Source organism: Pseudacidovorax sp. 1753, assembly GCF_040544975.1.
GTDB lineage: Bacteria > Pseudomonadota > Gammaproteobacteria > Burkholderiales > Burkholderiaceae_C > Xenophilus.
The window spans coordinates 464,779-488,965 of record NZ_JBEPKY010000001.1 but is presented as its reverse complement, the minus strand read 5'-3'; the positions used below and the strand labels follow the sequence as shown (position 1 = coordinate 488,965).

At 70.6% G+C, this 24,187-nt stretch carries 24 protein-coding genes and 1 tRNA gene; 17 read left to right on the top strand and 8 right to left on the bottom strand.

Features of this window, described 5'->3' with window-relative positions; translation table 11 throughout:
- Window positions 1-5: 5 nt before the first annotated feature.
- Complete coding sequence (locus tag ABIC63_RS02270; protein WP_294378016.1) at window positions 6-512, bottom strand: hypothetical protein; 507 nt, start codon at window positions 510-512, stop codon at window positions 6-8.
- 116 nt (window positions 513-628) lie between these two features.
- Between ABIC63_RS02270 and xdhC the strand changes: the two genes are divergently transcribed.
- A complete protein-coding gene (xdhC, locus tag ABIC63_RS02265) occupies window positions 629-1,447 on the top strand; it encodes a xanthine dehydrogenase accessory protein XdhC (RefSeq protein ID WP_354318519.1) in 819 nt (272 codons plus the stop codon).
- Window positions 1,448-1,508: 61 nt separating this feature from the next.
- Here the strand turns inward: xdhC and ABIC63_RS02260 are convergent, their stop codons facing one another.
- Complete coding sequence (locus ABIC63_RS02260) at window positions 1,509-3,005, bottom strand: cryptochrome/photolyase family protein (protein WP_354318518.1); 1,497 nt, start codon at window positions 3,003-3,005, stop codon at window positions 1,509-1,511.
- Between ABIC63_RS02260 and ABIC63_RS02255 the strand changes: the two genes are divergently transcribed.
- The 7 genes from ABIC63_RS02255 to ABIC63_RS02225 all read left to right on the top strand — a co-directional run bounded on the left by ABIC63_RS02255 (window position 3,006) and on the right by ABIC63_RS02225 (window position 7,923).
- Window positions 3,006-3,629 (top strand): YqgE/AlgH family protein, encoded by a 624-nt coding sequence (locus tag ABIC63_RS02255; protein ID WP_017757870.1) that lies wholly within the window; start codon window positions 3,006-3,008, stop codon window positions 3,627-3,629. It begins immediately after the preceding gene.
- The gene (ruvX, locus tag ABIC63_RS02250; protein ID WP_354318517.1) at window positions 3,622-4,032 is read left to right on the top strand and encodes a Holliday junction resolvase RuvX; all 411 of its coding nucleotides are present in this window, start codon (window positions 3,622-3,624) and stop codon (window positions 4,030-4,032) included. The genes ABIC63_RS02255 and ruvX overlap by 8 nt, the downstream gene beginning before the upstream one ends.
- Window positions 4,029-4,526 carry a bifunctional pyr operon transcriptional regulator/uracil phosphoribosyltransferase PyrR gene (pyrR, locus tag ABIC63_RS02245; protein ID WP_354318516.1) on the top strand — a complete coding sequence of 166 codons (498 nt, stop codon included), beginning with the start codon at window positions 4,029-4,031 and terminating at the stop codon, window positions 4,524-4,526. The genes ruvX and pyrR overlap by 4 nt, the downstream gene beginning before the upstream one ends.
- A gap of 87 nt (window positions 4,527-4,613) precedes the next feature.
- On the top strand, window positions 4,614-5,576 hold the full coding sequence (locus ABIC63_RS02240) for an aspartate carbamoyltransferase catalytic subunit (RefSeq protein ID WP_294378034.1): 963 nt from the start codon (window positions 4,614-4,616) through the stop codon (window positions 5,574-5,576).
- A gap of 138 nt (window positions 5,577-5,714) precedes the next feature.
- On the top strand, window positions 5,715-6,998 hold the full coding sequence (locus ABIC63_RS02235) for a dihydroorotase (protein WP_354318515.1): 1,284 nt from the start codon (window positions 5,715-5,717) through the stop codon (window positions 6,996-6,998).
- A gap of 46 nt (window positions 6,999-7,044) precedes the next feature.
- Window positions 7,045-7,800: a lysophospholipid acyltransferase family protein gene (locus tag ABIC63_RS02230; protein ID WP_354318514.1), complete on the top strand. Its 756-nt coding sequence runs from the start codon at window positions 7,045-7,047 to the stop codon at window positions 7,798-7,800.
- Window positions 7,801-7,848: 48 nt separating this feature from the next.
- Window positions 7,849-7,923 (top strand) — tRNA-Arg (locus tag ABIC63_RS02225).
- A gap of 132 nt (window positions 7,924-8,055) precedes the next feature.
- On the opposite strand, the gene ABIC63_RS02220 is transcribed toward ABIC63_RS02225, so the two are convergent.
- Window positions 8,056-8,751: a Crp/Fnr family transcriptional regulator gene (locus tag ABIC63_RS02220; RefSeq protein ID WP_354318513.1), complete on the bottom strand. Its 696-nt coding sequence runs from the start codon at window positions 8,749-8,751 to the stop codon at window positions 8,056-8,058.
- A 38-nt stretch (window positions 8,752-8,789) separates the two neighbouring features.
- Here ABIC63_RS02220 and ABIC63_RS02215 point away from each other — a divergent pair, with 38 nt between their 5' ends.
- From ABIC63_RS02215 to ABIC63_RS02195, 5 genes are read left to right on the top strand one after another with little or no spacing between them, the layout of a single operon-like run.
- Complete coding sequence (locus ABIC63_RS02215; RefSeq protein WP_354318512.1) at window positions 8,790-9,929, top strand: aminotransferase class V-fold PLP-dependent enzyme; 1,140 nt, start codon at window positions 8,790-8,792, stop codon at window positions 9,927-9,929.
- Window positions 9,930-9,940: 11 nt separating this feature from the next.
- The gene (locus tag ABIC63_RS02210; protein ID WP_354318511.1) at window positions 9,941-10,372 is read left to right on the top strand and encodes a hypothetical protein; all 432 of its coding nucleotides are present in this window, start codon (window positions 9,941-9,943) and stop codon (window positions 10,370-10,372) included.
- 39 nt (window positions 10,373-10,411) lie between these two features.
- The gene (locus tag ABIC63_RS02205; RefSeq protein ID WP_354318510.1) at window positions 10,412-11,398 is read left to right on the top strand and encodes a Bug family tripartite tricarboxylate transporter substrate binding protein; all 987 of its coding nucleotides are present in this window, start codon (window positions 10,412-10,414) and stop codon (window positions 11,396-11,398) included.
- Window positions 11,395-11,781 carry a Rid family hydrolase gene (locus tag ABIC63_RS02200; protein ID WP_294378053.1) on the top strand — a complete coding sequence of 129 codons (387 nt, stop codon included), beginning with the start codon at window positions 11,395-11,397 and terminating at the stop codon, window positions 11,779-11,781. The genes ABIC63_RS02205 and ABIC63_RS02200 overlap by 4 nt, the downstream gene beginning before the upstream one ends.
- A gap of 27 nt (window positions 11,782-11,808) precedes the next feature.
- Window positions 11,809-12,606, top strand: coding sequence for a cyclase family protein (locus tag ABIC63_RS02195; RefSeq protein WP_354318509.1), 798 nt, complete (start codon window positions 11,809-11,811; stop codon window positions 12,604-12,606).
- Here the strand turns inward: ABIC63_RS02195 and ABIC63_RS02190 are convergent.
- From ABIC63_RS02190 to ABIC63_RS02170, 5 genes are read right to left on the bottom strand one after another with little or no spacing between them, the layout of a single operon-like run.
- Window positions 12,530-13,606, bottom strand: coding sequence for an RNA methyltransferase (locus ABIC63_RS02190; protein ID WP_354318508.1), 1,077 nt, complete (start codon window positions 13,604-13,606; stop codon window positions 12,530-12,532). The genes ABIC63_RS02195 and ABIC63_RS02190 overlap by 77 nt on opposite strands.
- A gap of 60 nt (window positions 13,607-13,666) precedes the next feature.
- A complete protein-coding gene (gene moaA / locus ABIC63_RS02185) occupies window positions 13,667-14,695 on the bottom strand; it encodes a GTP 3',8-cyclase MoaA (RefSeq protein ID WP_294378063.1) in 1,029 nt (342 codons plus the stop codon).
- Complete coding sequence (locus ABIC63_RS02180; RefSeq protein WP_354318507.1) at window positions 14,689-16,023, bottom strand: FAD-dependent oxidoreductase; 1,335 nt, start codon at window positions 16,021-16,023, stop codon at window positions 14,689-14,691. Before ABIC63_RS02180 ends, moaA begins: the two co-directional genes overlap by 7 nt.
- Window positions 16,020-16,325, bottom strand: a complete 306-nt coding sequence (locus tag ABIC63_RS02175) for a ferredoxin family protein (protein WP_066118326.1) — start codon at window positions 16,323-16,325, stop codon at window positions 16,020-16,022. Before ABIC63_RS02175 ends, ABIC63_RS02180 begins: the two co-directional genes overlap by 4 nt.
- Before the next feature lie 18 nt (window positions 16,326-16,343).
- On the bottom strand, window positions 16,344-18,470 hold the full coding sequence (locus tag ABIC63_RS02170; protein WP_354318506.1) for a molybdopterin-containing oxidoreductase family protein: 2,127 nt from the start codon (window positions 18,468-18,470) through the stop codon (window positions 16,344-16,346).
- A gap of 187 nt (window positions 18,471-18,657) precedes the next feature.
- Here ABIC63_RS02170 and ABIC63_RS02165 point away from each other — a divergent pair, with 187 nt between their 5' ends.
- The 4 genes from ABIC63_RS02165 (at window position 18,658) to ABIC63_RS02150 (ending at window position 24,177) form a co-directional block, all read left to right on the top strand.
- Window positions 18,658-19,548 (top strand): helix-turn-helix domain-containing protein, encoded by an 891-nt coding sequence (locus ABIC63_RS02165; RefSeq protein WP_294378078.1) that lies wholly within the window; start codon window positions 18,658-18,660, stop codon window positions 19,546-19,548.
- Between the two features lie 259 nt (window positions 19,549-19,807).
- Window positions 19,808-22,087 carry an AMP-binding protein gene (locus ABIC63_RS02160; RefSeq protein ID WP_354318505.1) on the top strand — a complete coding sequence of 760 codons (2,280 nt, stop codon included), beginning with the start codon at window positions 19,808-19,810 and terminating at the stop codon, window positions 22,085-22,087.
- 26 nt (window positions 22,088-22,113) lie between these two features.
- Window positions 22,114-23,085, top strand: coding sequence for an ABC transporter permease (locus tag ABIC63_RS02155; protein ID WP_295372326.1), 972 nt, complete (start codon window positions 22,114-22,116; stop codon window positions 23,083-23,085).
- A 69-nt stretch (window positions 23,086-23,154) separates the two neighbouring features.
- Entirely contained in the window at window positions 23,155-24,177 is a 1,023-nt protein-coding gene (locus ABIC63_RS02150) for a sugar ABC transporter substrate-binding protein (protein WP_354318504.1), read from the top strand.
- Window positions 24,178-24,187 lie beyond the last annotated feature (10 nt).

The window sequence follows — 24,187 nt, the reverse complement described above, 5'->3', positions numbered from 1 at the left end:
CTGCCTTACTGCTGCAGTTGGCCTTCGCTCAGCGTGTCCAGCTGGAAGCGGCCGCTCCGGTCCCAGAGCCAGGTGTCGGTCCACACGACGGACCCGAGCCGCGTGGCGACCGGGTAGGGCGCCGCGGCCAGGACGGTGCGCTCGATGCCGGCGATGGCGTCGGGCGCGTGCTTCGGCGCCCGCAGCCAGTGCATGCCGGTCACCTGGCCGCGCGCGTCGAGCTTCACTTCCAGCACGCCGACGGCGTAGAGCATGGGCGGCAGCTTGCCGGCGTAGATGCGATCCGCGTTGCGCGCATAGACATGACGGGCGGCATCCTGCCGGTACTCGCGCGGTGTGCGGGCGCGGGAGCTGCCCGCGGGCTCGGCGGCGGCCACCGCTTCGCGCGGCGCCGTGGCGTCGGAGATCTGGCCCGGCACCGTGGAGCCGGTGCTGCCGCAGCCGGCCAGCCATGCAGCGGCCACGGTGCAGGCGGCCAGCAGGCCCAGGCGCGAGAAGGTGTTCTTGATCATGGCGCGGCTTTATACCTGCGCGGCGGCGCGGCCGTGTTTCCATTGATGACGGCGCCTGCGGGCCCCGCCCGGGGTGCTGCGCGGCACCGGTCCGCGCAGCTGCCTGGGGACGCGCGATGAGCACCGGCGCCCTCGACGACGGCCTTGCCCGTCTGGCCGCCGAAGACGGCGTGCTGGTGCGCGTCGAGGCCACCGAAGGCTCGGCCCCGCGCGAGGCCGGCACCTGGATGCTGGTCTGGGCGCAGGGCCTCACGGCGACCATCGGCGGCGGCCAGCTCGAATTCCAGGCCATCGACGAGGCCCGCGCCCTGCTCCAGTCGCCGGCCGCCGGGCCCCTGCGCACGCGCTACCCGCTCGGCCCCAGCCTGGGGCAGTGCTGCGGCGGCGTGGTGCACCTGTCGATGCGCCGCGTGGGGGCGGCCGATGCGGCCGAACTGCGCCGGCAGCTCACCGAGCACCTCGCGCCCGTCGCCATCTTCGGCGGCGGCCATGTAGGCCTGGCGCTGGCGCGGCTGCTGGCCACGCTGCCTTATTCGGTGCGCTGGATCGACAGCCGCGATGGCGTCTTCCCCGATGCATTGCCGGCTCAGGTGCACACCGAGCACAGCGAGCCGGTCCAGGACGCCGTGGCCACGCTGCCGCCGGGCACGCATGTGCTCATCATGAGCTTCAGCCATGCGGAAGACCTGGACATCGTCATTGCCTGCCTCAGGCGCCTGCGCGAGCGGGGCGACCTGCCCTACGTGGGCCTGATCGGCAGCAAGACCAAGTGGGCCACCTTCCGGCATCGGCTGGAAGCGCGCGGCTTCGGCGAGGCCGAGATGGCGCGCATCACCTGCCCCATCGGCGTGCCGGGTGTGACGGGCAAGGAGCCCGAGGTCATCGCCGTCGCGGTGGCGGCGCAACTGCTGCAGCGGCGCACGGCGGCCGGCTGAACGCGGCCGGGAGTCGCGCGCTGGGCACATCGCCCAACGCGAGCGCCATGAGCCATTCCTCTCAGGCCGCCCGCTCCGCGCTCTCCCGCGCCACTGCATAGCGCGCCAGCGTCTGCTGCCGCGCCTCGCCATGGTCCACCACCGGCGCCGGATAGTCCTGCCCGATGCGCAGCCCGGCGGCTTCGAGTTCGACCGGCTTGGCGAGCCACGGCGCATGGATCATCTTGTTGGACAGCCTGGCGAGCTCGGGCACGTAGCGGCGGATGAACTTGCCCTCCGGGTCGAAGCGCTCGCTCTGCGTCACCGGGTTGAAGATGCGGAAGTAGGGCTGCGCATCGCAGCCGCTCGAACTGGCCCACTGCCAGCCGCCGTTGTTGGAGGCGAACTCGAAGTCGTTCAGGTGTTCGGCGAAGAACGCCTCGCCCCGGCGCCAGTCCAGCCCCAGGTCCTTGCACAGGAAGCTTGCGGTCACCATGCGCAGCCGGTTGTGCATGTAGCCCGACTGCACCAGCTGCCGCATGCCGGCGTCCACCAGCGGATAGCCGGTGCGGCCCTCGCACCAGGCGGCGAAGAGCTGGTCGGCATGCTTGCCGTGGTGCCAGCGGATGCGGTCGTACTCGGGCTTGTAGCTCTTGCCCTCGGCCAGGTCGGGCCGGTGCGCCATCACCTGGGCATAGAAGTCGCGCCAGATCAGCTCGCCCAGCCAGGTGGCGGCGCCGCGGCTGCCGTTGCCGGCCAGGGCATGGGCGGTGGCCGCCGCCTCGCGGATGGAGAGCGTGCCGAAGCGCAGGTGCACGCCCAGGTAGCTGGGACCGCGCACGGCGGGAAAGTCGCGGGTGCTGTCGTAGCGGTCGATGCGTCCGACGAATTCGTCGAAGAGCTGCCGCGCGCCGGCCATGCCGCCGCCCAGGCCCAGCTCGTGCAGGTTGGTGGGCTCGAAGCCCAGGTCGGCCAAGGCCGGCACCTCGGTGCGGTGCTCGGCCGGCGTGGGGATGAGGGCGTCGGCGTAGCGCTCCACCGGGTAGGGGCTCAGGTAGAAGGCGTCTTCCGCCTTGGCCATCCACGCGCGCTTGTAGGGCGTGAACACCGAATAGACGCCGCCGGCCTGGGTCAGCACCTCGTCCCGCTCGAAGACCACATGGTCCTTGAAGGTCTGGAAGCTCACGCCCGCGTTGGCCAGGGCGCCGAGCACCTGGGCGTCGCGGTCCAGCGCGGCGGGCTCGTCGTCACGGTTGGCGAAGACGGCCTGCACCTCCAGCTGGCGGGCGAGGGGGGCGATCTCTTCCTCGGCCACGGCGTGGCGCACCACCAGGTCACCGCCCATGCTGCGCAGGGCGGCCTGCAACTGCAGCACCGACTCCTGGATGAACTCGACCCGCCGGTCGCGCCGGGGCAGAGCGTCGAGGATGGCCCGGTCGAACACGAAGGCGCAGACCACCTCACGGCAGCTGCGCAGTGCGTGGTAGAGCGCCGCGTTGTCCTGCACCCGCAGGTCACGCCGGAACCACATGAGCCCCCGGGCGAAGGGCTTGTCGACGGCCACTAAAATTGGAGGCATATGTCCGTCGATTCTGCCCTGACCAATCTCACGCATCACTTCCTCATCGCGATGCCGGGCATGCAGGACCAGGCCTTCAGCCGCAGCGTCGTCTACCTGTGCGAGCACGGCGAACGCGGCGCGCTGGGGCTGATCATCAACAAGCCGAGCGACATCGACCTCAAGGGCCTGTTCCAGAAGATCGAGCTGCGCCTGGCCCGCCCCGACCTCGACGATGCCCCCGTCTTCCAGGGGGGACCGGTGCAGACCGAACGCGGCTTCGTGCTGCATGAACCCGTCGTGGGCGAGGACACCACCGGCGCCCCGCCGGCCGACGACGGCAAGCCGCACTCGGTCTACGCCTCCACCATGACCATCCCGGGCGGCCTGGAGATGACCACCTCCAAGGACGTGCTGGAGGCCATGGCCACCGGCGCCGGCCCACGCAAGGTGCTGGTCACCCTGGGCTATTCGTCGTGGGAGCAGGGCCAGCTCGAATCCGAGATCGCCGAGAACGCCTGGCTCACCGTGGGCGCCGACCCGGCCGTCATCTTCGACACGCCGGTGGAGCAGCGCTATGACAAGGCGCTGTCGCTGCTCGGCCTGGCCGCCTGGACCCTGTCGCCGGAAGCCGGCCATGCCTGAGAACGCCGACGTCCCCGCGCACTTCCAGACCTTCCTCGCCTTCGATTTCGGCCTCAAGCGCACCGGCGTGGCCAGCGGCAACCGCCTGCTGCGCAACGCCACGCCGCAGGCCACGATCAAGGCCGAGGGCGACGCCCGCTTCGCCCAGATCCAGGCCCGCATCCGCGAATGGCAGCCCGATGCGCTGGTGGTGGGCGTGCCCTATCACCCCGACGGCGCCGCGCACGACAACACCCGCGCCGCCCTGCGCTTCGCCCGCCAGCTGCACGGCCGATTCGGCCTCACGGTCTACCAGGTGGACGAGCGCTACAGCACCACCGAAGCCATCGCCTCCGGCGCGCGCGACGCCGACGCCGCCAGCGCCTGCATCATCCTTGAACAATTCCTGAGGAACCTTCCGTGAACGCATTGCCCGATGCCGAGGGGCTCTACCAGACGCTGCTGGCCGGCGTGAAGCCGCTGATGCGCGACCACACCCGCCTGGTGGGCGTGACCTCCGGCGGCGCCTGGCTGGTCGAGCGGCTGCAGAAAGACCTGGGCCTGGCCGGCGCGCCCGGCGTCATCTCCTCGGCCATGCACCGCGACGACTTCGCGCGCCGCGGCATGGCCGCCAGTGCGCAGACGCAGCTGCCCTTCGACGTCGACGGCAGCGACGTGCTGCTGCTGGACGACGTGCTCTACACCGGCCGCACCATCCGTGCGGTGCTCAACGAGCTGTTCGATTTCGGCCGGCCCGCCTGCGTGCGCCTGGCAGTGATGGTGGACCGCGGGGGTCGCGAGCTGCCGGTGGCGGCGGACTTCGCGGCGGCGCATCTGACGCTGCCCGATACGCAGCTTCTGGCGCTCGCACGCGGCGACGACGGCAGCCTCCGCTTTCATGTCGAGGAAGTGCGTTGACCCCCCACGCTCATCACTTCGTGTATTCGCTGCCCCCCGAGGGGGCGCAGGCCTCCCTTGGGGCGGCCCGGCGGGAGGCCTGATCGGATGCTCTACAAACGCAACCCCCAGCTCAACAAGAACGGCGAGCTGATCCACCTGCTGTCCATCGAGGGCCTGCCCAAGGCCATCGTCACGCAGATCCTGGACACCGCCGCCAACTTCGTCAGCGTGAGCGACCGTGAGGTCAAGAAGGTGCCGCTCTTGCGCGGCAAGAGCGTGTTCAACCTCTTCTTCGAGAACAGCACGCGCACCCGCACCACCTTCGAGATCGCGGCCAAGCGGCTGTCGGCCGACGTCATCAACCTCGACATCGCCCGCAGCTCCACGGCCAAGGGCGAGACGCTGCTGGACACCATCGCCAACCTGAGCGCAATGGCGGCCGACCTGTTCGTGGTGCGGCACAGCGAGTCGGGCGCGCCGTATCTGATCGCGCAGCATGTGGCGCCGCATGTGCACGTCATCAATGCCGGCGATGGCCGGCATGCGCACCCCACGCAGGGGCTGCTCGACATGTACACCATCCGCCACTACAAGAAGGACTTCTCCAACCTCACGGTGGCCATCGTGGGCGACGTGCTGCATTCGCGCGTGGCCCGCTCCGACATCCATGCGCTGACCACGCTGGGCGCCGCCGAGGTGCGCGTGGTGGGCCCGCGCACGCTGGTGCCGGGCGACCTGGCGCCCATGGGCGTCAAGGTCTTCCACAAGCTCGAAGAGGGCATCAAGGACTGCGACGTGGTCATCATGCTGCGCCTGCAGAACGAGCGCATGAGCGGCGCGCTGCTGCCGTCGAGCCAGGAGTACTTCAAGACCTACGGCCTCACGCCCGAGAAGCTGCAGCTGGCCAAGCCCGACGCCATCGTGATGCATCCGGGGCCCATCAACCGCGGCGTGGAGATCGCCTCCGAGGTGGTGGACGGCAAGCAGAGCGTGATCCTGCCGCAGGTGACCTTCGGCATCGCGGTCCGCATGGCGGTCATGAGCATCGTGGCAGGTAACGAAGCATGAAATGGCGCCCGCTCGGCTACTGCGCGCGCCGATCTTGCGCCTGCGCTGCTCGCCGTACGTGAGTACGGCTGCGCTGCTCGGCACAACCTCGACGCGCTCGCTACGCCGCTCGGACGCCATTTGCTGATGGGAAGAATGATGAATACGTTGATCCAACACGGCCGGGTGATCGATCCGGCCTCGGGCCTTGATGGCGTGGCTGACGTGGCCATCGCCGATGGCCGCATCGCCGGCATCGGCGAGGTGCCTGCTGGCTTCAACGCCGAGCGCACCATCGATGCCAGCGGCTGCCTGGTGCTGCCCGGCCTGGTCGACCTGGCCGCGCGTCTGCGTGAGCCCGGCTACGAGCACGAAGGCATGCTCGAAAGCGAAATGGCCGCGGCCGTGGCCGGCGGCGTGACCAGCCTGGTCTGCCCGCCCGACACCGACCCGGTGCTCGACGAGCCCGGCCTGGTCGAGATGCTCAAGTTCCGCGCTGAGAAGCTGCAGAAGGCCCGCCTCTTTCCGCAGGGCGCGCTCACGCGCGGCCTCAAGAGCGAGGTGCTGACCGAGATGGCCGAGCTGACCGAGGCCGGGTGCATCGGCTTCGGCCAGGCCGAGGTGCCGCTGTCCGGCAACGTGGTGCTGCAGCGCTCGCTGCAGTACGCCAGCACCTTTGGCTACACCGTGTGGCTGCGTCCGCAGGACCGCGACCTGGGCAAGGGCGTGGCCGCCAGCGGGGCGCTGGCCACGCGCATGGGCCTGTCGGGTGTGCCCGTGGCCGCCGAGACCATCGCCCTGTTCACCATCTTCGAGATGATGAAGACCACCGGCGCCCGCGTGCACCTGTGTCGCCTGTCGAGCGCGGCCGGCGTGCAGCTGGTGCGCGAGGCCAAGGCGGCCGGCCTGCCGGTGAGCTGCGACGTCAGCATCAACTCGCTGCATCTGGCCGACACCGACATCGGCTTCTTCGACAGCCGCGCGCGCCTGACGCCGCCGCTGCGTCAGCAGCGCGACCGCGATGCGCTCTCGGCCGCGCTGGCCGACGGCACCATCGACGCGCTGGTCTCCGACCACACCCCGGTGGAGGCCGACGCCAAGACCCTGCCCTTCGCCGAGAGCGAGCCCGGTGCCACCGGCCTGGAGCTGCTGCTGCCCCTGGCCCTGCTGTGGGCGGAGCGCAGCGGTGCCGGACTGTCGCGCGCCGTGCAGGCCATCACCCAGGCGCCGGCGCGCCTGCTGGGCGAGACCGGCGCGCAACTCGGCCGCCTGGCCGTGGGCGGCCCTGCTGACGTGGTGGTGGCCGACCCGCGCCGCGAATGGCAGGTGCTGCCAGAGGCGCTGCGCAGCCAGGGCAAGCACACGCCCTTTGCCGGCCATGCGCTGGTGGGCGCCGTGCGCGCGACCTTCGTGGGCGGACAGCTGGTGCACGAAGCCGCCTGAGCGGCGCGGCTGCGCCCTGTCTCCCGCGTTGCCTCCTCCGACCCTCATGCTCCGATCCCTTGTCGCCCTGGTCCGGTTGATCCGGCTGCTGGGCCATTCCGCACTCGGCTGGTGGACCATCCGCCGCCGCTTCGCCGCTCTGGATGCGCCGACGCGCGCCATGCTGGTCGAGCGCTGGGCCCAGCGCGCACTGCAGTTGCTGGGCATCCGCCTGGTGGTGCGCGGGCCGGTGCCCGAGGTCGGCCCCGTGCTCGTGGTGGCCAACCATGTCTCGTGGCTGGACATCATGACGCTGCATGCCGCCCGCCATGTGCGCTTCGTCTCCAAGTCGGCTGTGCGGCACTGGCCGCTGATCGGCACGCTGGCCACCGGTGCCGGCACGCTCTACATCGAGCGCGAAAAGCGCCGCGATGCGCTGCGCGTGGCACACCACATGGCCGAGGCCCTGCGCGCGGGCGACCGCATCGCCGTCTTCCCCGAAGGCACCACCAGCGACGGCCGCGGCCTGCTGCCCTTCCATGCCAACCTGCTGCAGTCGGCCATCTCGGCCGATGCGCCGGTGCAGCCGGTGGCGCTGCGCTTCCTCGATGCCGCCACGGGCGACGTGAGCTTTGCGCCCGTCTACGTCGACGACGACACCCTCATCAGCTCGCTGTGGCGCACCCTGCGCGCGCCGCCGCTGGTGGCCGTCGTGCAGTTCGGCGAGCCCCAGCCGGCCGAGGGCCGCGACCGCCGTGGCTGGGCGCAGAGCCTGCATGCGGACGTGCTGGCCCTGCGCGGCGAGGCCGGCCGCTTGGGTTAAAGTCGCGGGCCTGCCGCCGGCCTCCCACGGCCCGCGGCCAGTGCCCCGGTCCCTATAGTTCAATGGATAGAACGGCCCCCTCCTAAGGGGCAGATGCAGGTTCGATTCCTGCTGGGGGCACCAGCTTCAAGCCCGCACATGCCCACGCCTGTGCGGGCTTTCTCTTTGGGGGGGCATTGCGCGATGCACCTTGTAAAGCCGTTGACATACACCCCCCAGCCGCGTTCCTAGACTGGCTGCGCCGCCCCCGGGCGTCTACAGCTTCGGCGCCAGTCGCCGCAACCCCTGCATGTCGCGGATCACGCAATGGGACTTCGCCATCTCGATCAGCCCCTGGCCTTGCAGCTGGCTCATCACGTTCGAGGTCATCACGCGGCTCAGGCCGGTGATGTTGGCCATCTCCTGGTGCGTGAAGGAGACGCCGATCGCCACGCCCGTTGCCTGCGTCTCGCCGTAGGTGTCGGCCAGCTGCAGCAGGTGGTGCACGACACGCTCGGCCGCGCTGGTCTGGCTCAGCAGCAGGTTCTGCTGCGCCAGCACGCGCAGCTTGGTGCCCATGAGCCACAGCACCTGCCGCAGACAGGTGGCGTCGGCCTGCATGCAGCGCAGCAGATGGGTGCGCTCGATCTGGCGCGCCATCCCGTCGCACGAGGCCACGGCCGTCATCGACTGCCGGCCATCCAGAAAGGCGCTGCACTCGCCCACCAGGCCATGGCGGCCGACGATGGCCAGGTGCTTCTCGTGACCGGATTCGGACCACAGCATCAGCCGGACCCGCCCCTGTTCGATGAGCTGCACATGCGTTGCGGCATCCCCCTGCGAGAACAGCGTCTGGCCCTTGCGGAAAGCCACCGCAGGCAGGGCGCCGGCTGCCGTCAGTGCCTGCCAGTCGAACTGCGGCACCTCGATCCAGGCCGAGGGCGAAGCCGCCGCGCCGGCGTGCGGATTCATCGCTTCAAGCACCCCAAGGCCTCCACAACAACAGCGTCATGACCCATCCATTTTCTTCATACCGAAAGCTTTTCCCCATCCTGGAGAACACCGTCCAGTTGTCGAGCTGCTCGCAGAGCGCGATGAGCCTGCCGGTCAAGCGGGCCATCGACGACTACCTGGCGGTGTGGACCACACGTGGCGCCGACTGGGGCTACTGGATGGAGCAGGTGGCGCTGGCGCGTGCCGAGTTCGCTCGCATGATCCATGCCGATGCCGACGATGTGGCGGTGCTCGGCAGCGTGTCCGATGCCGCGTCCAGCATCGCCTCGGCACTGCGCTTCGAGGACGGGCGCGACGGCATCGTCACCGGCAGCCTCGACTTTCCTTCGGTCTGCCACGTGTGGCTGGCGCAGCAGTCGCGGCGCGGCGCCCGGGTGCATTTCGTGCAGGCCCGACCCGGCGCGAGCGACACCACGGCCCGGCTCGTGCAGGCCATCGACGCGTCCACCGCGCTGGTCTCCGTGTCGCAGGCCTGCTTCTATGACGGGCAGCTCGTGGACATCGCCGCCACGGGTGCCGCCGCGCGCGCGCAGGGCGCGCTGCAGTTCGTCGATGCCTACCAGTCGGCCGGTTCGCTGGCCATCGACGTGCGCGCCCAGGGCGTCGACATGCTCGCCGCCGGCGCCCAGAAGTACCTGCTGGGCATTCCGGGCATCGCCTTCCTCTACGTGCGACCCGAGCTGGCTCGCCAGCTGGAGCCGGCCGTCACCGGCTGGTTCGGCCGGGTCAATCCCTTCGCCTTCGATCCTGCCCGGCTGGACTTTGCCGCGAGTGCGCAACGCTTCAACACGGGCACGCCCCCCATGATGTGCGCGAGCGTGGCGCGCGCCAGCATCGGCCTGCTCAACGAGGTCGGCGTGCCGGCCATCGAGGAGTGGCTGGGCCTGCTCTCGGCCGTGGCGCTGGAAGAGGCGCCACGTCTCGGACTCGAGGTGGTGAGCCCGACGGCCCCCGGCGCCAAGGGGGCCAACACCGCGATCCGCGTGCGCAACGCCGCCGACGTGGAGGCGCGGATGCTGGCTGCCGGCTTCGTGGTGTCGGCCCGCAACGACGTGATCCGCATCGCGCCGCACTTCTACAACACGGCGGAAGACGTGGTCGGCGCGCTGCGTGAGCTGGCGCGACTGACGCGCTGAACGGCACCGTCATGGATGCCATTCCCGCTTCCATCCATTGCGCGTCGGTGCTGTGCGCCGTGCCCGCCGACCGGGCGTTGGCCTTCCTGGTCGACGGCCTGGAACTCGGCCGCTGGGCGCTGGGCTGCTGGCAGACCCGTGACGTGGGTGATGGCGTGGTGCAGGGCCATTCGCTGTTCGACGGCTCCGAGGGCTTTGTGCGGCCGGTGCTCGATGCGGCGCGCGGCAGGGTCACCTATCACGTCGGCGGCGCGCCCGATGCGCTGGCGCCCCGCATCCACGCCACGGTCGAGGCCGCGTCCCTGCCCGGTGCAGCGACGCCCGGCTGCCGCATCAGCCTCCATGCCGCGCGCACGCCCGACATGGACGACGCACGCTGGCTGCGCCTGGTGCGCTGCCACGAGGTGGAAGTGCTGCTGATCCAGTCACTGCTCGCCCGATGAGCTTCTTATCCACGACGCCATGAACCGAGGACCCCTGCCATGAACCGACGCCAGTTCAGCCGCCTCTTTCCCGCCGCCTGCGCCCTGCCCGCGCTTTCGTCGCTGCCGCTTGCCGCGGGCGCCAAGCCCTACAGCGGCCCGGTGCGCGTGCTGGTGGGCTTTCCGCCAGGAGGCGCCACCGACGTGGTGGCCCGCGCCATCGTCGACCGCCTGGGCAAGGCCATGAACGGCCAGGTCTTCGTCATCGACAACAAGCCCGGCGCCGGTGGCCAGATCGCGGCGCAGGCGCTGAAGGCCGCCGCGCCCGACGGCTCGACCATCATGCTGTCCATCGATCACACGCAGGTCATCGTGCCGCTCACGATTGCGGCGGCAGGCTATGACGCGGTGCGCGACTTCACGCCGCTGGCCGGCGTGGCCAGCTACTACAACGTGCTGGCGGTGAGTGCGGCCACGGGGGTCACCTCGATGGCCGAACTCGGCAGCTGGGTCAAGGCCCGGCCCACCGAGGCCAACTACGGCATCCCGGCCGCAGGCAGCGTGCCGCAGTTCATCGGCCATGTGATCGGCCAGTCCTTCGGCGTGCCGCTGAACTCCGTGCCCTACAAGGGCGGCGCGCCGATGGTGCAGGACCTGCTCGCCGGCCAGATACCGATCGGCATCGCCTCGATGACCGAGCTGATCGAGCACCACCGGGCCGGCAAGGTGCGCATCCTCGCCAGCTCGGGCGAGACGCGCAGCCGCACCGCGCCGGACATTCCCACCTTCCGCGAGCTGGGCTTTGCGGGCATCGACAAGAACCCCTGGCTCGCCTTCTTCGGCCCCAGGGGCGTGCCGCCCGAGGTGGTCGAGCCCTTCGAGCGTGCCGTGCGCACCGTGCTGGCGCAACCGGACCTGCAGGAGCGGCTGGCCAAGATGGGGAACGAGGTCACGCCCGCGTCCTCCGCCGAGGTGGGGCGCTGGGTGGTCGACGCCAACGCCACCTGGGGCAAGGTGATCCGCGATTCCGGCTTCAAGGCGACATGAACGGCCGCCGCTTCATCCTGAGCGGCTCGCGCTGGGAAGAGCTGGCCGGCTATGCACGGGCGGTGGTCGATGGCCGCTGGGTCTTCGTCTCCGGCACCGTGGGACAGGACTTCCGCACTGGCCGCCTTCCCGAGGGCGCCGCAGCCCAGGCCGAACTGGCGCTCGACACCATCGGCGATGCGCTCGCCGAGGCGGGCGCCGGCTTCGACGACGTGGTGCGCGTGCGCGTCTACGTGCCCGACCGCGGCGATGTGGTGGCCGTCAGCCATGCGTTGCGACGGCGACTGGGCGACAACCGCCCGGCCAACACCACCGTGTGCAGCCCGCTCGCCGTGGAGGGCGCACGGGTCGAGATCGAAGTGACCGCCCGGCGCAACGCCTGACCTTCTCCCTCCCAACCAGGACCACCGATGACCCTACTGACCCAGCTTGCCGCGGCGATGCGCGCGCAGACCATCCGCACCATCGACCTCACCCACACGCTGAGCGAAGACTTTCCGCCGCTGCAGCTGCCGCCCCAGTTCGGCCAGGTGGCGGCCTTCAAGAAGGAACGCATCTCGCGCTACGACGAAGCCGGCCCGGGCTGGTACTGGAACAACTTCTCCTGCGGCGAACACACGGGCACGCATTTCGACGCGCCCGCCCACTGGGTGAGCGGCCGCGACCATGCGGGCAACACCGTCGACACCATCGCACCCGAGCAGTTCATCGCGCCGGCCGTGGTGGTCGACGCCAGTGCGCAGGTGGTCGAGGACGACGACTGGCTGCTGACGGTGGAGTTCCTGCAGGCATGGGAGTCGGCGCACGGCTGCATCCCGAAAGGTGCCTGGGTGCTGCTGCGCACCGACTGGTCGAAGCGCCTGGCGGACCCGGCCGCCTTCGTCAACATGCGTGAGGATGGCGCGCACACCCCCGGCCCCACGCAGGCGGCGGTCGAATGGCTGATCCGCGAGCGCGAGGTGCATGGCTTCGGCGTGGAGACCATCAACACCGATGCCGGCCAGTCCTACGCCTGGCCGCTGGCCTACCCGTGCCACACGCTGATGCACGGTGCCAACCGCTACGGCCTGCAGTGCCTGCGCAACCTCGATCAGCTGCCGCCCACCGGCGCGCTGATCATCTCGGCACCACTCAAGATCGAGGAAGGCTCGGGCAGTCCGCTGCGGGTGCTGGCGCTGGTCGAGGCGCCCGACGCAGCGGCTGCGTAGCGCCGCCCAGCGCCCGCGCCCGCAACTGCCCACAGCCGCCATCTACATCCTGCCCCGCTGAGTGCCGCAGCTTGGTGAGGATGCCGCGCTCGTGCAGCGTGCGCGCCATGCGCTCGCAATGGTCCAGCGCAGGGCGGGCGAAGCCGCTGCCTTCCACACTGTTGAAGGGGATGAGGTTGAGTACGCCCCATCGGCCGCGCAGCAGGCGCACCAGGCCCTCGATGTCCTCGGGCCGGTCGTTGATGCCTTCCAGCAGCGTCCACTGGTACTGCACGGGGTAGCCGCTGGCGCGGGCATACGCATCGGCCGCCTCCACCAGTTGCTCGGGCGTGAGGTCGGGCGCGCGCGGCAGCAGGCGGCGGCGCAGCGCGGCATCGGTGGTGTGCAGCGACAGGGCCAGCGCGGGCCGCACCGTCTGCCGGTGCAGCCGCTCGAAGGCACGCGGGTCGCCCACGGTCGAGAAGACCAGGTTCTTGTGGCCGACGTTGCCCACGGTGCCCAGGAAGTCGATGGCCTCCAGCACGCCGTCGAGGTTGTGCGAGGGCTCGCCCATGCCCATGAACACCACGCGGCTCACCGGTCGCCGGGCCCGTGCCAGGGCCACCTGGGCCACGATCTCGGCGCTGCGCACCTGGCGCAGCAGGCCGGCCTGGCCCGTCATGCAGAACTGGCAGCCCACCGCGCAGCCGACCTGCGACGAGACGCACACGCCGCCGCGCGGCAGCAGCACGCTTTCCACCGTCTGGCCATCGGCCAGGCCCACCAGCAGGCGCTCGGCGCCGTCCTCACCGGGGTGCACCGCCTGCACGCGCGCCAGCGCCGCCAGCTCGGCATCGATGGCGGGCAGTTCGGCCAGCAGGCCGGCGGGAAAGTAGTTGGCGGTCGGTCGCTTGCCGCCATCGCGCGGCAGCGCCTGCGACCAAGTGCGCAGGATGCGGTGCTCGTGGCTGGGGCCCGCGCCAGCGGCGCGCAGGCGAAGGCGCAGGTCGTGGAGATGCATGGGGGCGAGGAGTAAGGCGGCGATGCTAGCGCGCCCGTCTTCGACCCTGCCCCACGCGGCCTATCCGCCGGTCACCGACATGTGCCGCACCAGCCGCACGGGCTGTTCGCGCCCGGTGATGCGGAAGTCGTGGCCCTGCGGCTTGCGGGCGATGGCGCCGTCGATGGCGGCATGCAGCGCATCGTCATTGGCCGAGGCGCGCAGCGCGCGTCGCAGGTCGGTGCCGTCCTCGTGGCCCAGGCAGGTGTGGAGCATGCCCATGGCCGTGACGCGCACACGGTTGCAGTCGCCGCAGAAATGCTGCGTGAGCGGCGTGATGAAGCCGAGCAGGCCGCCGGTCTGCGCCACGCGCGCATAGCGGGCCGGACCGCCGCTGCCTTCGGCCACATCGGCAAGCGTCCAGCGCTGCGCGATCTGCCGGCGCAGCGCTGCCAGGCTCAGGAAGCCGTCTGCCCGGTCCATGCCGGTGTCGCCGAGCGGCATGGTCTCGATCAGCGTCAACGCCATGCCGCGGCCATGCGCGAAAGCGATCAGGTCGTGGATCTCGTGCTCGGTGCTGCCGCGCAGCGCGACGGCGTTGAGCTTGACGGCCAGGCCCGCGTCCAGCGCGGCGTCGATGCCGTCCAGCACCGCCTGCAGCGAGCCGCCGCGCGTGAGCTGCGCAAAGCGATCGGCGTCGAGCGTGTCGAGCGAGATGTTGATGCGCCGCACGCCGGCCGCGGCCAGCCCTTCGGCCAGCTGCGGCAGGCGGGTGCCGTTGGTGGTGAGCGTCAGCTCGTCCAGCGAGCCGTCCCGCAGGCCATCGGACAGGCCCTCGAACAGCGAGAGGATGCCGCGGCGCACCAGCGGCTCGCCGCCGGTGATGCGCAGCTTGCGCACGCCCTGACGCATGAAGGCACGCGCCACGCGCTCCAGCTCCTCCAGCGACAGCAGCTCCGGGCTGGGCGCGAAGCGCATGTCCTGCGGCATGCAGTAGGCGCAGCGCAGGTTGCAGCGGTCGGTGACCGACAGGCGCAGGTAGCGCACCGCGCGGCCGAAGGGGTCGACCAGCGGGGGAAGTGCGCCCCGGCTGCGGGTGTCCATCAGCATGCGGTGGCCTCCAGGCGGGCAGCGGCCCGCATCGCGTCCACGTCGACGAATTTCTCGCGCGGCTTGCCCAGGGCGGTGCCGCGGGCGAGTTCGGCGCGGTCGATGCGCTGCCAGGCGCTATGGTCCACGGCGCGTTCGCAGGCGGCCTGCATTGCGAGGGTCGGCGACACGTGCCGCTCGCGCAGCAAGGGCAGGTCGGCCAGCACGGCTTCGGCCGTCTGCACGCCGCAGGCGCGGTTGCTGCCGATGGTGCCTTGCGGCCCGCGCTTGGCCCAGCCGCAGACATACAGCCCGGCCACGGGCCGGCCGGCTTCGGTGATGCGCCCGTGCGCGTTGGCATGCACGCCTCGCCCGGCGTCGTAGGGCACGCCGGGCAGCGGCAGCGCGCGACGGCCCACGCTGGCGAAGACCAGGCCGCAGTCCAGCGTCAGCTCGCCGCCGGCCGGGGCCTCCGGCGGGCGGACGAAGTGCATGGCCTGCACCCGCCCGTGGCCGCTGATGGCGGCCGGCGCCAGGTGGAAGCGAAACACGCAGCGCCGCGGCTGCGCGGGCGCATGCGTCGAAAATCCTTGCAGCAGTTGGATCGCCGCGCGGGCTTCGGCGTCCGCCTCGGGCAGTGGCTCGAAGCTGCGTGCCGTCCAGTCGCTGCCGTCCAGCAGCGCATCGCAGCCGGCCAGGGTGCCGAACTCGTGCAGCTCCTTGGGCGAGAAGCGCGTCTGCGCCGGCCCGCGGCGGCCCACCACGACCACCTCGCGCACGCGGCTGTCGGCCAGCGCATCGAGGGCATGGGCGGCGATGTCGGTGCGGCGCAGTTCGTCCACCGGCCGCAGCAGGATGCGCGCGACGTCCAGCGCCACGTTGCCGTGGCCCACCACCACGGCCCGTTCGGCCGAGAGGTCGAAGTGGCAGTCGCGCTGGTCGGGGTGGCCGTTGTACCAGCCGACGAAGTCGCCGGCCGCATGGCAGCCGGGCAGGTCCTCGCCGGGTATGCCGAGGCGCCGGCTCTGCGCGGCGCCGGTGGCCAGCACCACCGCGTGGTAGCTGCGGCGCAGATCGTCCAGCGTCACGTCCTGGCCCAGCGCCACGCCGCCCACGAAGCGCATGCCCGGCATGGCGGCAATGCGCTCGAACACGGCGCTCACCTGCTTGAGCTTGGGATGGTCCGGCGCCACGCCGTAGCGCACCAGGCCATGCGGCACCGGCAGGCGCTCGATCAGGTCCACCTGCAGGCCGGGAATGCCGGCGCGCAGCAGCGCCTCGGCGGTGTAGAAGCCGCTGGGGCCGGCGCCGACGACGGCGATGCGGGGGCCGACGGGTGGGGCACTCATGCGCCTGCGCCCTGCGGCAGCGCCGGCGCGCCCGGCAGCGGCGGCAGGCGCTGCGTGAGCACCGGCGTCAGCGCGGCGCGCTCGCGGTTGATGCCGATCCATTCCTTCTTGTCCGCCGCCAGCAGGAAGTCCGCCTGGATGGCGCCGACCGGGCAGATGGGCGCGCAGCCGCCGCAGTCAATGCAGTTGTCTGGGTCGATGTAGGTCATGCGTTCGTCGACGTGGAAGCACTCCACGGGACAGACGGTGACGCATTCGGTGTAGCGGCAGCCGCTGCACAGGTCGGTGACGACGTAGGCCATGGGGTGTCCGTCTTCCGCTCAGAGGGCTGCGACCTGCACCAGCGTGTCCGAGAAGGTCGGCGCGCGCCCCAGGTCCGCGAACACGGTCGGCGTGATCGCATGCACGTTGCCGGTGCCACGGCTGCTGCGGTGCCAGTAGCCCGAGGGCGCCACCACCAGGCCGGGCATCACGTCGGCCGACAGCGTGGCCTTGGCCTCGAAGGCACCGCGGTCGTTGAACACGCGGATGGGCGTGCCGGCCTCGATGCCGCGCCGGCCGGCGTCTTCCGGATGCAGCAGCACCAGCTGTTCCTCGCCGGCCTGCATCTGCTGCGCCGGCAGGTTGCCGAAGTTGGAGTTGAGGAAGGCATGGCTCTTGGGCGAGATCAGGCTCAGCGGATAGCGCTCGGCCAGCGCCGGCGCGGTGGCTGGCGTCTCGTTGGGACGGATGTAGTGCGGCAGCGGGTCCACCGGCTCGCCGGACTGGTCCGCGCCATAGCCCTGGCGGAACAGTGGCGCGACGAAGTTGCCGCCAGCGGCCAATGAGGACTTGAATTCGCACTTGCCCGAGGGCGTCGGAAAGTTGCCCTCGCGGTGCGGCGCCCACTCGGCCGCGGCGGGCATGGCCAGGCGCATGTAGCCGCGCGCCTTGAGCTCATCCAGCGTGATGCCCTGCATCACTGGGCTGCTCCAGTCCATCGACTCCGCGATCATCTGCGCGTCGCTGCGCTGGAAGAAGGGGTCGTCCATGCCCAGCGCCTTCGCCAGCCGGCGGAAGAGTTCGGTGTTGGGAATGGCCTCGCCCAGCGGCGCGATGGCGGCGTTGTTATAGGTCAGGTAGAGATGGCCCCAGGAGAACATGATGTCCTCCTGCTCCAGCTGCGTCGTGGCAGGCAGCACGATGTCGGCATAGCGCGCCGTGTCGGTCATGAAGTGCTCGCTGACCACGGTGAACAGGTCCTCGCGCGCCAGGCCCTGGGCGATCCTGTCCTGCTCGCACACCATGGCCATGGGGTTGGCGTTGTAGACGAAGAGGGCGCGGATGGGCGGCCCCGAAGGCAGCTCACCATTGAGCGCCGGGCCCAGTCGCCAGCTGTTGATCACGCGCATCGAGGCCGGCTGCAGGTCCGGCCGCATCAGGCCCGGCCAGTTGACCGGGAAGGCCCAGATGGGCAACTGCAGCAGGCCGCCGCCCACATGCTTCCAGGCGCCGATCAGCGCCGGCAGGCAGGAGATGGCGCGCACCGTTTGCCCGCCGCCCGCATGGCGCTCCACCGCCACGCCGATGCGGATCACGGCCGGCGGCGTGCTGGCGTACTCGCGCGTGAGCTTGAGGATGTCCTCGACCGGAATGCCCGTCTCCCCGGCCGCGAACTCGGGCGTGTACTGCGCCACGCGCTCGGCCAGCTCGTCGAAGCCGACGGTGTGCTGCGCGATGTAGTCGCGGTCCAGCTGGCCTTCCCTGATCAGGATGTGCGCCATGGCCAGCGCCAGTGCGCCGTCGGTGCCGGGGCGGATGGGGATGTGCCAGTCGGCCAGCCGCGCGGTGCGCGTGCGCACCGGGTCGATCACCACCAGCTTGGCGCCGTTCTTCTTGGCCTGTTCGATGAAGGGCCAGTGGTGCGAGTTGGTGCTGAGCGTGTTGCAGGCCCACAGGATGATGTAGCGCGCATGCACGAAGCTCTCGGGGTCCACGCCCGGCGTGTGGCCGATGGTCATCATGTAGGCGGTGCACGAGCCCGAGTCGCAGAAGGTGCGTTCGCACACGGTGGCGCCCAGCTTGTTGAACAGCGGATCGCCCACGTTCAGGCCGTTGAGGATGCCCTGCGTGCCCAGGTAGCTGTAGGGCAGGATGGCCTGCGGCCCGTCCTGCGCGATCACGTCCTGGAAGCGCGCGGCGATCTCGGCAATGGCCTCGTCCCAGCCGATGCGCTCGAACTGGCCGCTGCCCTTGGGACCGGTGCGCCGCATGGGGTAGAGCAGGCGCTGGTCGCTGTAGACGCGGTCCTGGTAGTTGTTGACCTTGACGCACAGGCGCCCGCGGGTGAAGGGATGGTCGGGATTGCCGCGCACGGCGATGGCCTTGCCATCTTCGACCGTGGTGATGAGGGAGCAGGTGTCGGGGCAGTCATGCGGGCAGGCGCCCATCACGGTGGTGCGGGTCATGGCGTTCTTTCCTTTCGCTCGTCGGCGCATCGGTGGGATGCATCGAGTCTGGCGAGGCAAGGCCCCGAAGCCCTTGTCCGGGTTTGCTCTGTTCTTGTCCCGCTCGGCCATGTCGACCATTGGCACGGAAACTGCGTGCAGCGCCCCACACCCACCGCCGCGGCGCATCGACAACCCCGCCAGCACCATGTTGGGACATTCGGTCGACAAGTACGTCAACAGCACGATGCACCAGACCTCCAATGCGCAGGGCTGGCGTCATGTCCTGGCCGAGCGCTGGAGCCATGCGGCGGGCGAGCTGCCGCGGCTGGTGCCGCGCGACACCGAGGTCGCCATCCAGCTCGGCGGCCACACCCGCGTGGACCGCCGGGGCGGCGGCCGGCGCGAGAACACCGTGGGGCGGCCGGGCACCATCTGGCTGTGCCCCGCCGGCATCGAAGAGGAATACATCAACGTCGTCCAGCCCATGGCCGACTGCCTGCACCTGTTCCTGCCGGCCCGGCCGTTTGCCGACACGGTGCAGCGCGAGTTCGACATCGATCCTGCGCGCGCCGTGCTGCGCTACCAGACCATCGAGCACGATCCCTTCGTGGCGGCCGTCGCACAGCAGATCGTGGCCGAGCTGAACCAGGAGTCGGGCGCCGGCCGGCTGCTGGTGGAAAGCCTGTCGGTGGCGCTCAGCGCCCACCTGCTGCGTCACTATGCCGAAGAAGGGCCCGCACGGCCGCTGGTCGAGAAGGCGGCGCGCCCCATGGACAGCCGACGTCTGGCCCGGGTGCTCGACGCCATCGATGCGAGGCTAGACCTGGAGCTGAGCGTGGCCGAACTGGCCGAGGTCGCCTGCATGAGCGTGGGCCACTTCACCCGCAGCTTCCGCGCTGCGACCGGCCAGCCGCCGCATGCCTTCGTCGCCGAGCGGCGCATCGCGCGGGCCAAGGCCTGGCTGCGCGAACGTGAATGCCCCATCGAGGAGATCGCCTATGCAGCGGGCTTCTCCACGGCCGCGAGCTTCTCCAAGGCCTTCCGCCGCGCCACGGGCTGCACGCCGCGGGAGTACCGGCTGCTCGGCCGGCGCTGAGCCTCGCCGGTCTTCCGGACCGCCCTGCTGCAGGGCCTCGTCACCCGTCTTCGACCTGCTTCGGCAGGGCCTGCCTGCGCCCGCTTCTCCCTTCGCCATGCTGCACCGCAATTCAGGGTAAGTCCGTGAACGCGGACTGGTCCAGCGCTCCCAATAATCGCCGCCAGTCAAGAAGGCTACTCCAGAGTACCCTTTTCGGCCATTGAGGCGCTGGCCCCGCACTGCGGCGGTCAGCCCGAATTCAGGCTTCAGGAGTCGCATGCCTACTGAGTCCCTCGTCTCGCCCTGGCCCGGTGCCAGCGAACGCCAGCAACGCCACGGCGCCAAGCGCGACGCGGTGCTGCAGGCGGCGGCGGCGCTGTTCACCAGCCGCGGCGTGCAGGGGACTTCCATCGACGACATCGCCCGCCGGCTGGGCGTGACCAAGCCCACGGTCTACCACTACGTCCAGGCCAAGGAGCAGATCCTCTTCGAATGCATGCAGCGCGGCCTGGCCGCCCTGCGCGACGCGGTACCTGCGCCGCTGGGCGCCGTGCCGCCCACCCAGGCCCGCAGCCATCTGCGCGAGGCGCTGCAGGCCTATGCCGCGGCGGTGACCAGTCCCTTCGGCCTGTGCGTGGTGCGCCTGGGCGAGGAACTGCTGGCCGCGCCGCGGCGCGAGGAACTGGCCGCGCTGCGCGCCGAGATCGATGCCCGCTTCCATGCGCTCATCGACCCCGGCATGCAGGCCGGCTGGATCGTGCGCAGCGATGCGGCCATGGCGGTCTACACCGTGGTCGGCGCGCTGGGCGGCATCGGCCGCTGGTACCGCCCTGACGAGCATGCCGACCAGAGCCTGCAGGACGCCGTGCGCCACGGCATCGAGATGCTGATGCGCGGCGTACTGGCCGAGCCCGCCCCGGCGCCGGCCCCGCAGGCCGCACCCTCCAACCTGCCCTGGGGAGCCCCGATGCCCGAGATCCGACGTGAAGTGCATTTCGACGGCCGCATGGTCCGCTGCTTCGTGCAGCGGCCCGGCAGCATCGCGCAGATGCTGGTGGACGCCGTGGCGGGCGATGCCGAGGCGGACGCGCTGGTTTGCGGCGCGCTGCGGCTGAGCTGGCGCGAGCTGCAGCACGCCGTCGCCCGCTGTGCCGGCGGCCTGGCCGCGCGCGGCGTGACGGCGGGCGAGCGCGTCGCCCTGTACCTGGGCAACGGGCCCGAGTTCGTGATCGCCACGCTGGCCTGCGCCTGGCTCGGTGCGGTGGCCATGCCCATCAGCATGCGGGCACGCACCGCCGAGCTGGCCTACAACCTGGCCGATGCCGAGGCCGCCGTGCTGATCTGCGCCGAGGAGTTGCAGGCCCTGGTGCCCGATGCCCAGAGCCTGCCGGCCCTGCGGCTGCGCGTGGCCACCGGCCAGGTGGCGCCCGGCTTCGAGGCCTTCGACGCACTGATGCAGTCGGCCCCGCGCCTGCAGCCGCAGCCGGTGCAGGAGGAAGACCTGGCCGTGCTGCTCTACACCTCGGGCACCACCGGCCGGCCCAAGGGCGCCATGATCAGCCACTTCAACGTGGCCCATTCGGTGCAGCACTTCGCCCATGCCATGCAGCTGGGCCCGCGAGACCGCAGCCTGGTGGCCGTGCCGCTCAGTCACGTCACGGGCCTTGTCGCGCAGCTCTACACCCTGGTGCACTGCCGAGGCTGCATGGTGCTGATGCCGCAGTTCAAGGCCGCCGACTGCGTGCGGCTGATCGAGCAGGAGCGCATCACGCACAGCATCATGGTGCCGGCCATGTACAACCTGTGCCTGCTGTTGCCCGAGATGGCCGAACACGACCTGGGCAGCTGGCGCATCGGCGCCTATGGCGGCGCCTCCATGCCCACCGCCACCATCGAGGCGCTGGCCGAGCGCCTGCCCGGCCTGACGCTGATGAACGCCTACGGCGCCACCGAGACCTGCTCGCCCGCCACCATCATGCCGGCCGGCATGACGGCCACGCACCGCGACAGCGTGGGCCTGCCCGTGGCCTGCGGCGACATCTGCGTGGTGGACGAGGCCGGCAACGAACTGCCGCGCGGCGAGGCCGGCGAGATCTGGATCGCCGGGCCCATGGTCGTGCGGGGCTACTGGCGCAACGAGGCCGCCACGGCCAGCGAGTTCCGCGGCGGCTTCTGGCGCTCGGGCGACATCGGCAGCATGGATGCCGACGGCTTCCTGCGCATCCTCGACCGCAAGAAGGACGTCATCAACCGCGGCGGCTACAAGATCTTCTGCGCCCAGGTCGAGAACGTGCTGGCCGAACACCCACGCGTGGTCGAGGCCGCCCTCGTCGGCGTGCCCTGCGCCGTGCTGGGCGAGCGGGTGCATGCCTTCGCCTGCGTGGACCGCATGGACGAAGACCTGCAGGCCGCGCTGGCCGCCTTCTGCGCCGAGCGCCTGTCCGACTACGCCGTGCCCGAGACCTGGACGCTGGGCACCGAGCCGCTGCCGCGCAACCTCAACGGCAAGATCCTCAAGCGCGAGCTGCGCCAGACGCTGCGCGCCGCCCTGGGCTGAACAAGAACGACGCAGGAGACCCGAGCATGAAGCGCATGCGCATTTCCCAGCAGACCATCGTCTTCGCCCTGTTCCTGCTGCTGTTCGGTGGCTTCGCGCTGCTGCTGCCCGGCTTCGCCCAGGTCGACAACCTGCTGACGCTGGTGCAGAACGTGGCCATCCTCGGCATCCTGGGCCTGGGCATGGCCACGGTGGTCATCGGGCGGGGCATCGACATCTCGATGATCGCGGCGCTGGCGGTGCCGTCGGGGCTGCTGCTGCAGCTGGTGCAGAACGGCCACAGCCTGCCGTCGGCGTGCCTGATCGCGCTGGCGCTCTCGCTGGTCTTCGGCGCGGTCAATGGCTGGCTGATCGCCTATGCCGAGGTGCCCTCGCTCTTCACGACGCTGGCTTCGGGGCTCTTCCTGGCCGGGCTGGGGCAGGCCTTCTTCTTCCAGCTCGAAGTGGTGCAGTGGCCCGCGGCCCTCGACAGCCTGGCCTGGCTCGGCCGCGGCACGCTCGCGGGCGTGCCGATGCCGGTGGTCATGTTCGGGCTGTCTGCCGCGGCCATGGCCTTCTTCCTGCGGCGCATGCGGGCCGGCGCCTTCATCTATGCGCTGGGCGACAACCCCAACGCCGCGCGGGCCACCGGCCTGCCCACCCGACCCATGGTCGTGCTGGAGTACGTGCTGGCCGCACTCATCGGCGTGTTCGCCGGCATGGTCATGGCGGCCTCGGTCAGCAGCATGCCCACGCGCATCTTCAACTCGACCATGATCTACGACGTGGTGCTCGTGGTGGTGCTGGGCGGTATCGGCCTGGCCGGCGGGCGCGGCGGCGTGCTCAACGTGGTCATCGGCACGCTGCTCATCGGGACGCTGCTCAACGGCATGACGATCCTGGACCTGTCCTATTCGCTGCAGAACATCATCAAGGGCGTGGTGCTGCTGGCCGCCATCCTGATCGACTCCTTCCTCAATCCGCGCAACGAGGAGACCGCCCAGCAGGGCGACATCTGATCCACCGGTTCCCGGCCCCGGCGCCAGGCGAATTTGGCGCCCTGTGACGACAACGAGGAGACAGAAGACATGAAGACCGCATCCGACATGCTGCGCCGCCTGGCGCTGGCCACCACGCTGGTGCTCGGCGCGGCCGGCGCCACCCAGGCGCTGGCGCAGGGCAAGGGGCTGGACGAGCCCTTCCGCGACGGCTACCGCAAGGCCCTGGCGGGCAAGACCGTGGGCTACATCCCCGTGGCCATGGGCTTCGACCTGGCCCAGGGCTGGTACCAGGGCCTCAAGAAGGACCTCGAACCCTGGGGCATGAAGGTGGTGGTCCGCGACCCCAACTGGAACACCAATGCCGGCGCCCAGGCCCTGACGGCGCTGATCGCCGAGAAGCCGGCCGTCATCGTGGTGCACAACCCCGACATCCAGACCTATGCCAAGCTCATCCGCAAGGCCGAGGAGGAGGGCATCTACATCGTGCAGATCAACATGCGCTCGACGCAGCCCTCGACCGCCTACGTGGGCGCGGACTGGGTGGACATCGGTGAGCGCGAGGCCAATGCGGTGGTCGAGGCCTGCAAGGGCAAGTCCAACAAGATCGCCATCATGCAGGGCGCGCCCACGGCCGCCACCAGCGCCTACACGCTCAAGGGCGTGGAGAACGTGCTGGCCAAGAACCCGCAGATCAAGGTGGTCTCCAATCAGGCAGCCGACTGGGACGCGGCCAAGGCCAAGGCGCTGACGCAGACGGTGCTCAAGCAGAACCCCGACCTGTGCGGGATCATCGGCTTCTGGGACGGCATGGACATCGGCACCGCCGCCGCCATCAAGGAGGCGGGCCTGACGGGCAAGGTCTTCCTCGCCACCTCGGGCGGCGGCGAGCAGAAGGGCGCCTGCGACCAGGTCAAGTCCGGCGCCTTCGACTACGACGTCAGCTACGACGTGCCCACCCAGGCCAGCAACATGGCGGCCATGATCAAGTGGCTGGTGCAGGGCGGCGTCAAGCCGGGTGCGGCCAAGCAGAACATCTACACCACGCTGATCCCCATCACCAAGGCCAATGCGGGCGCCGACGGCACCTGCTGGAAGCTCTCGGCCAACTGACGCGCAGCGG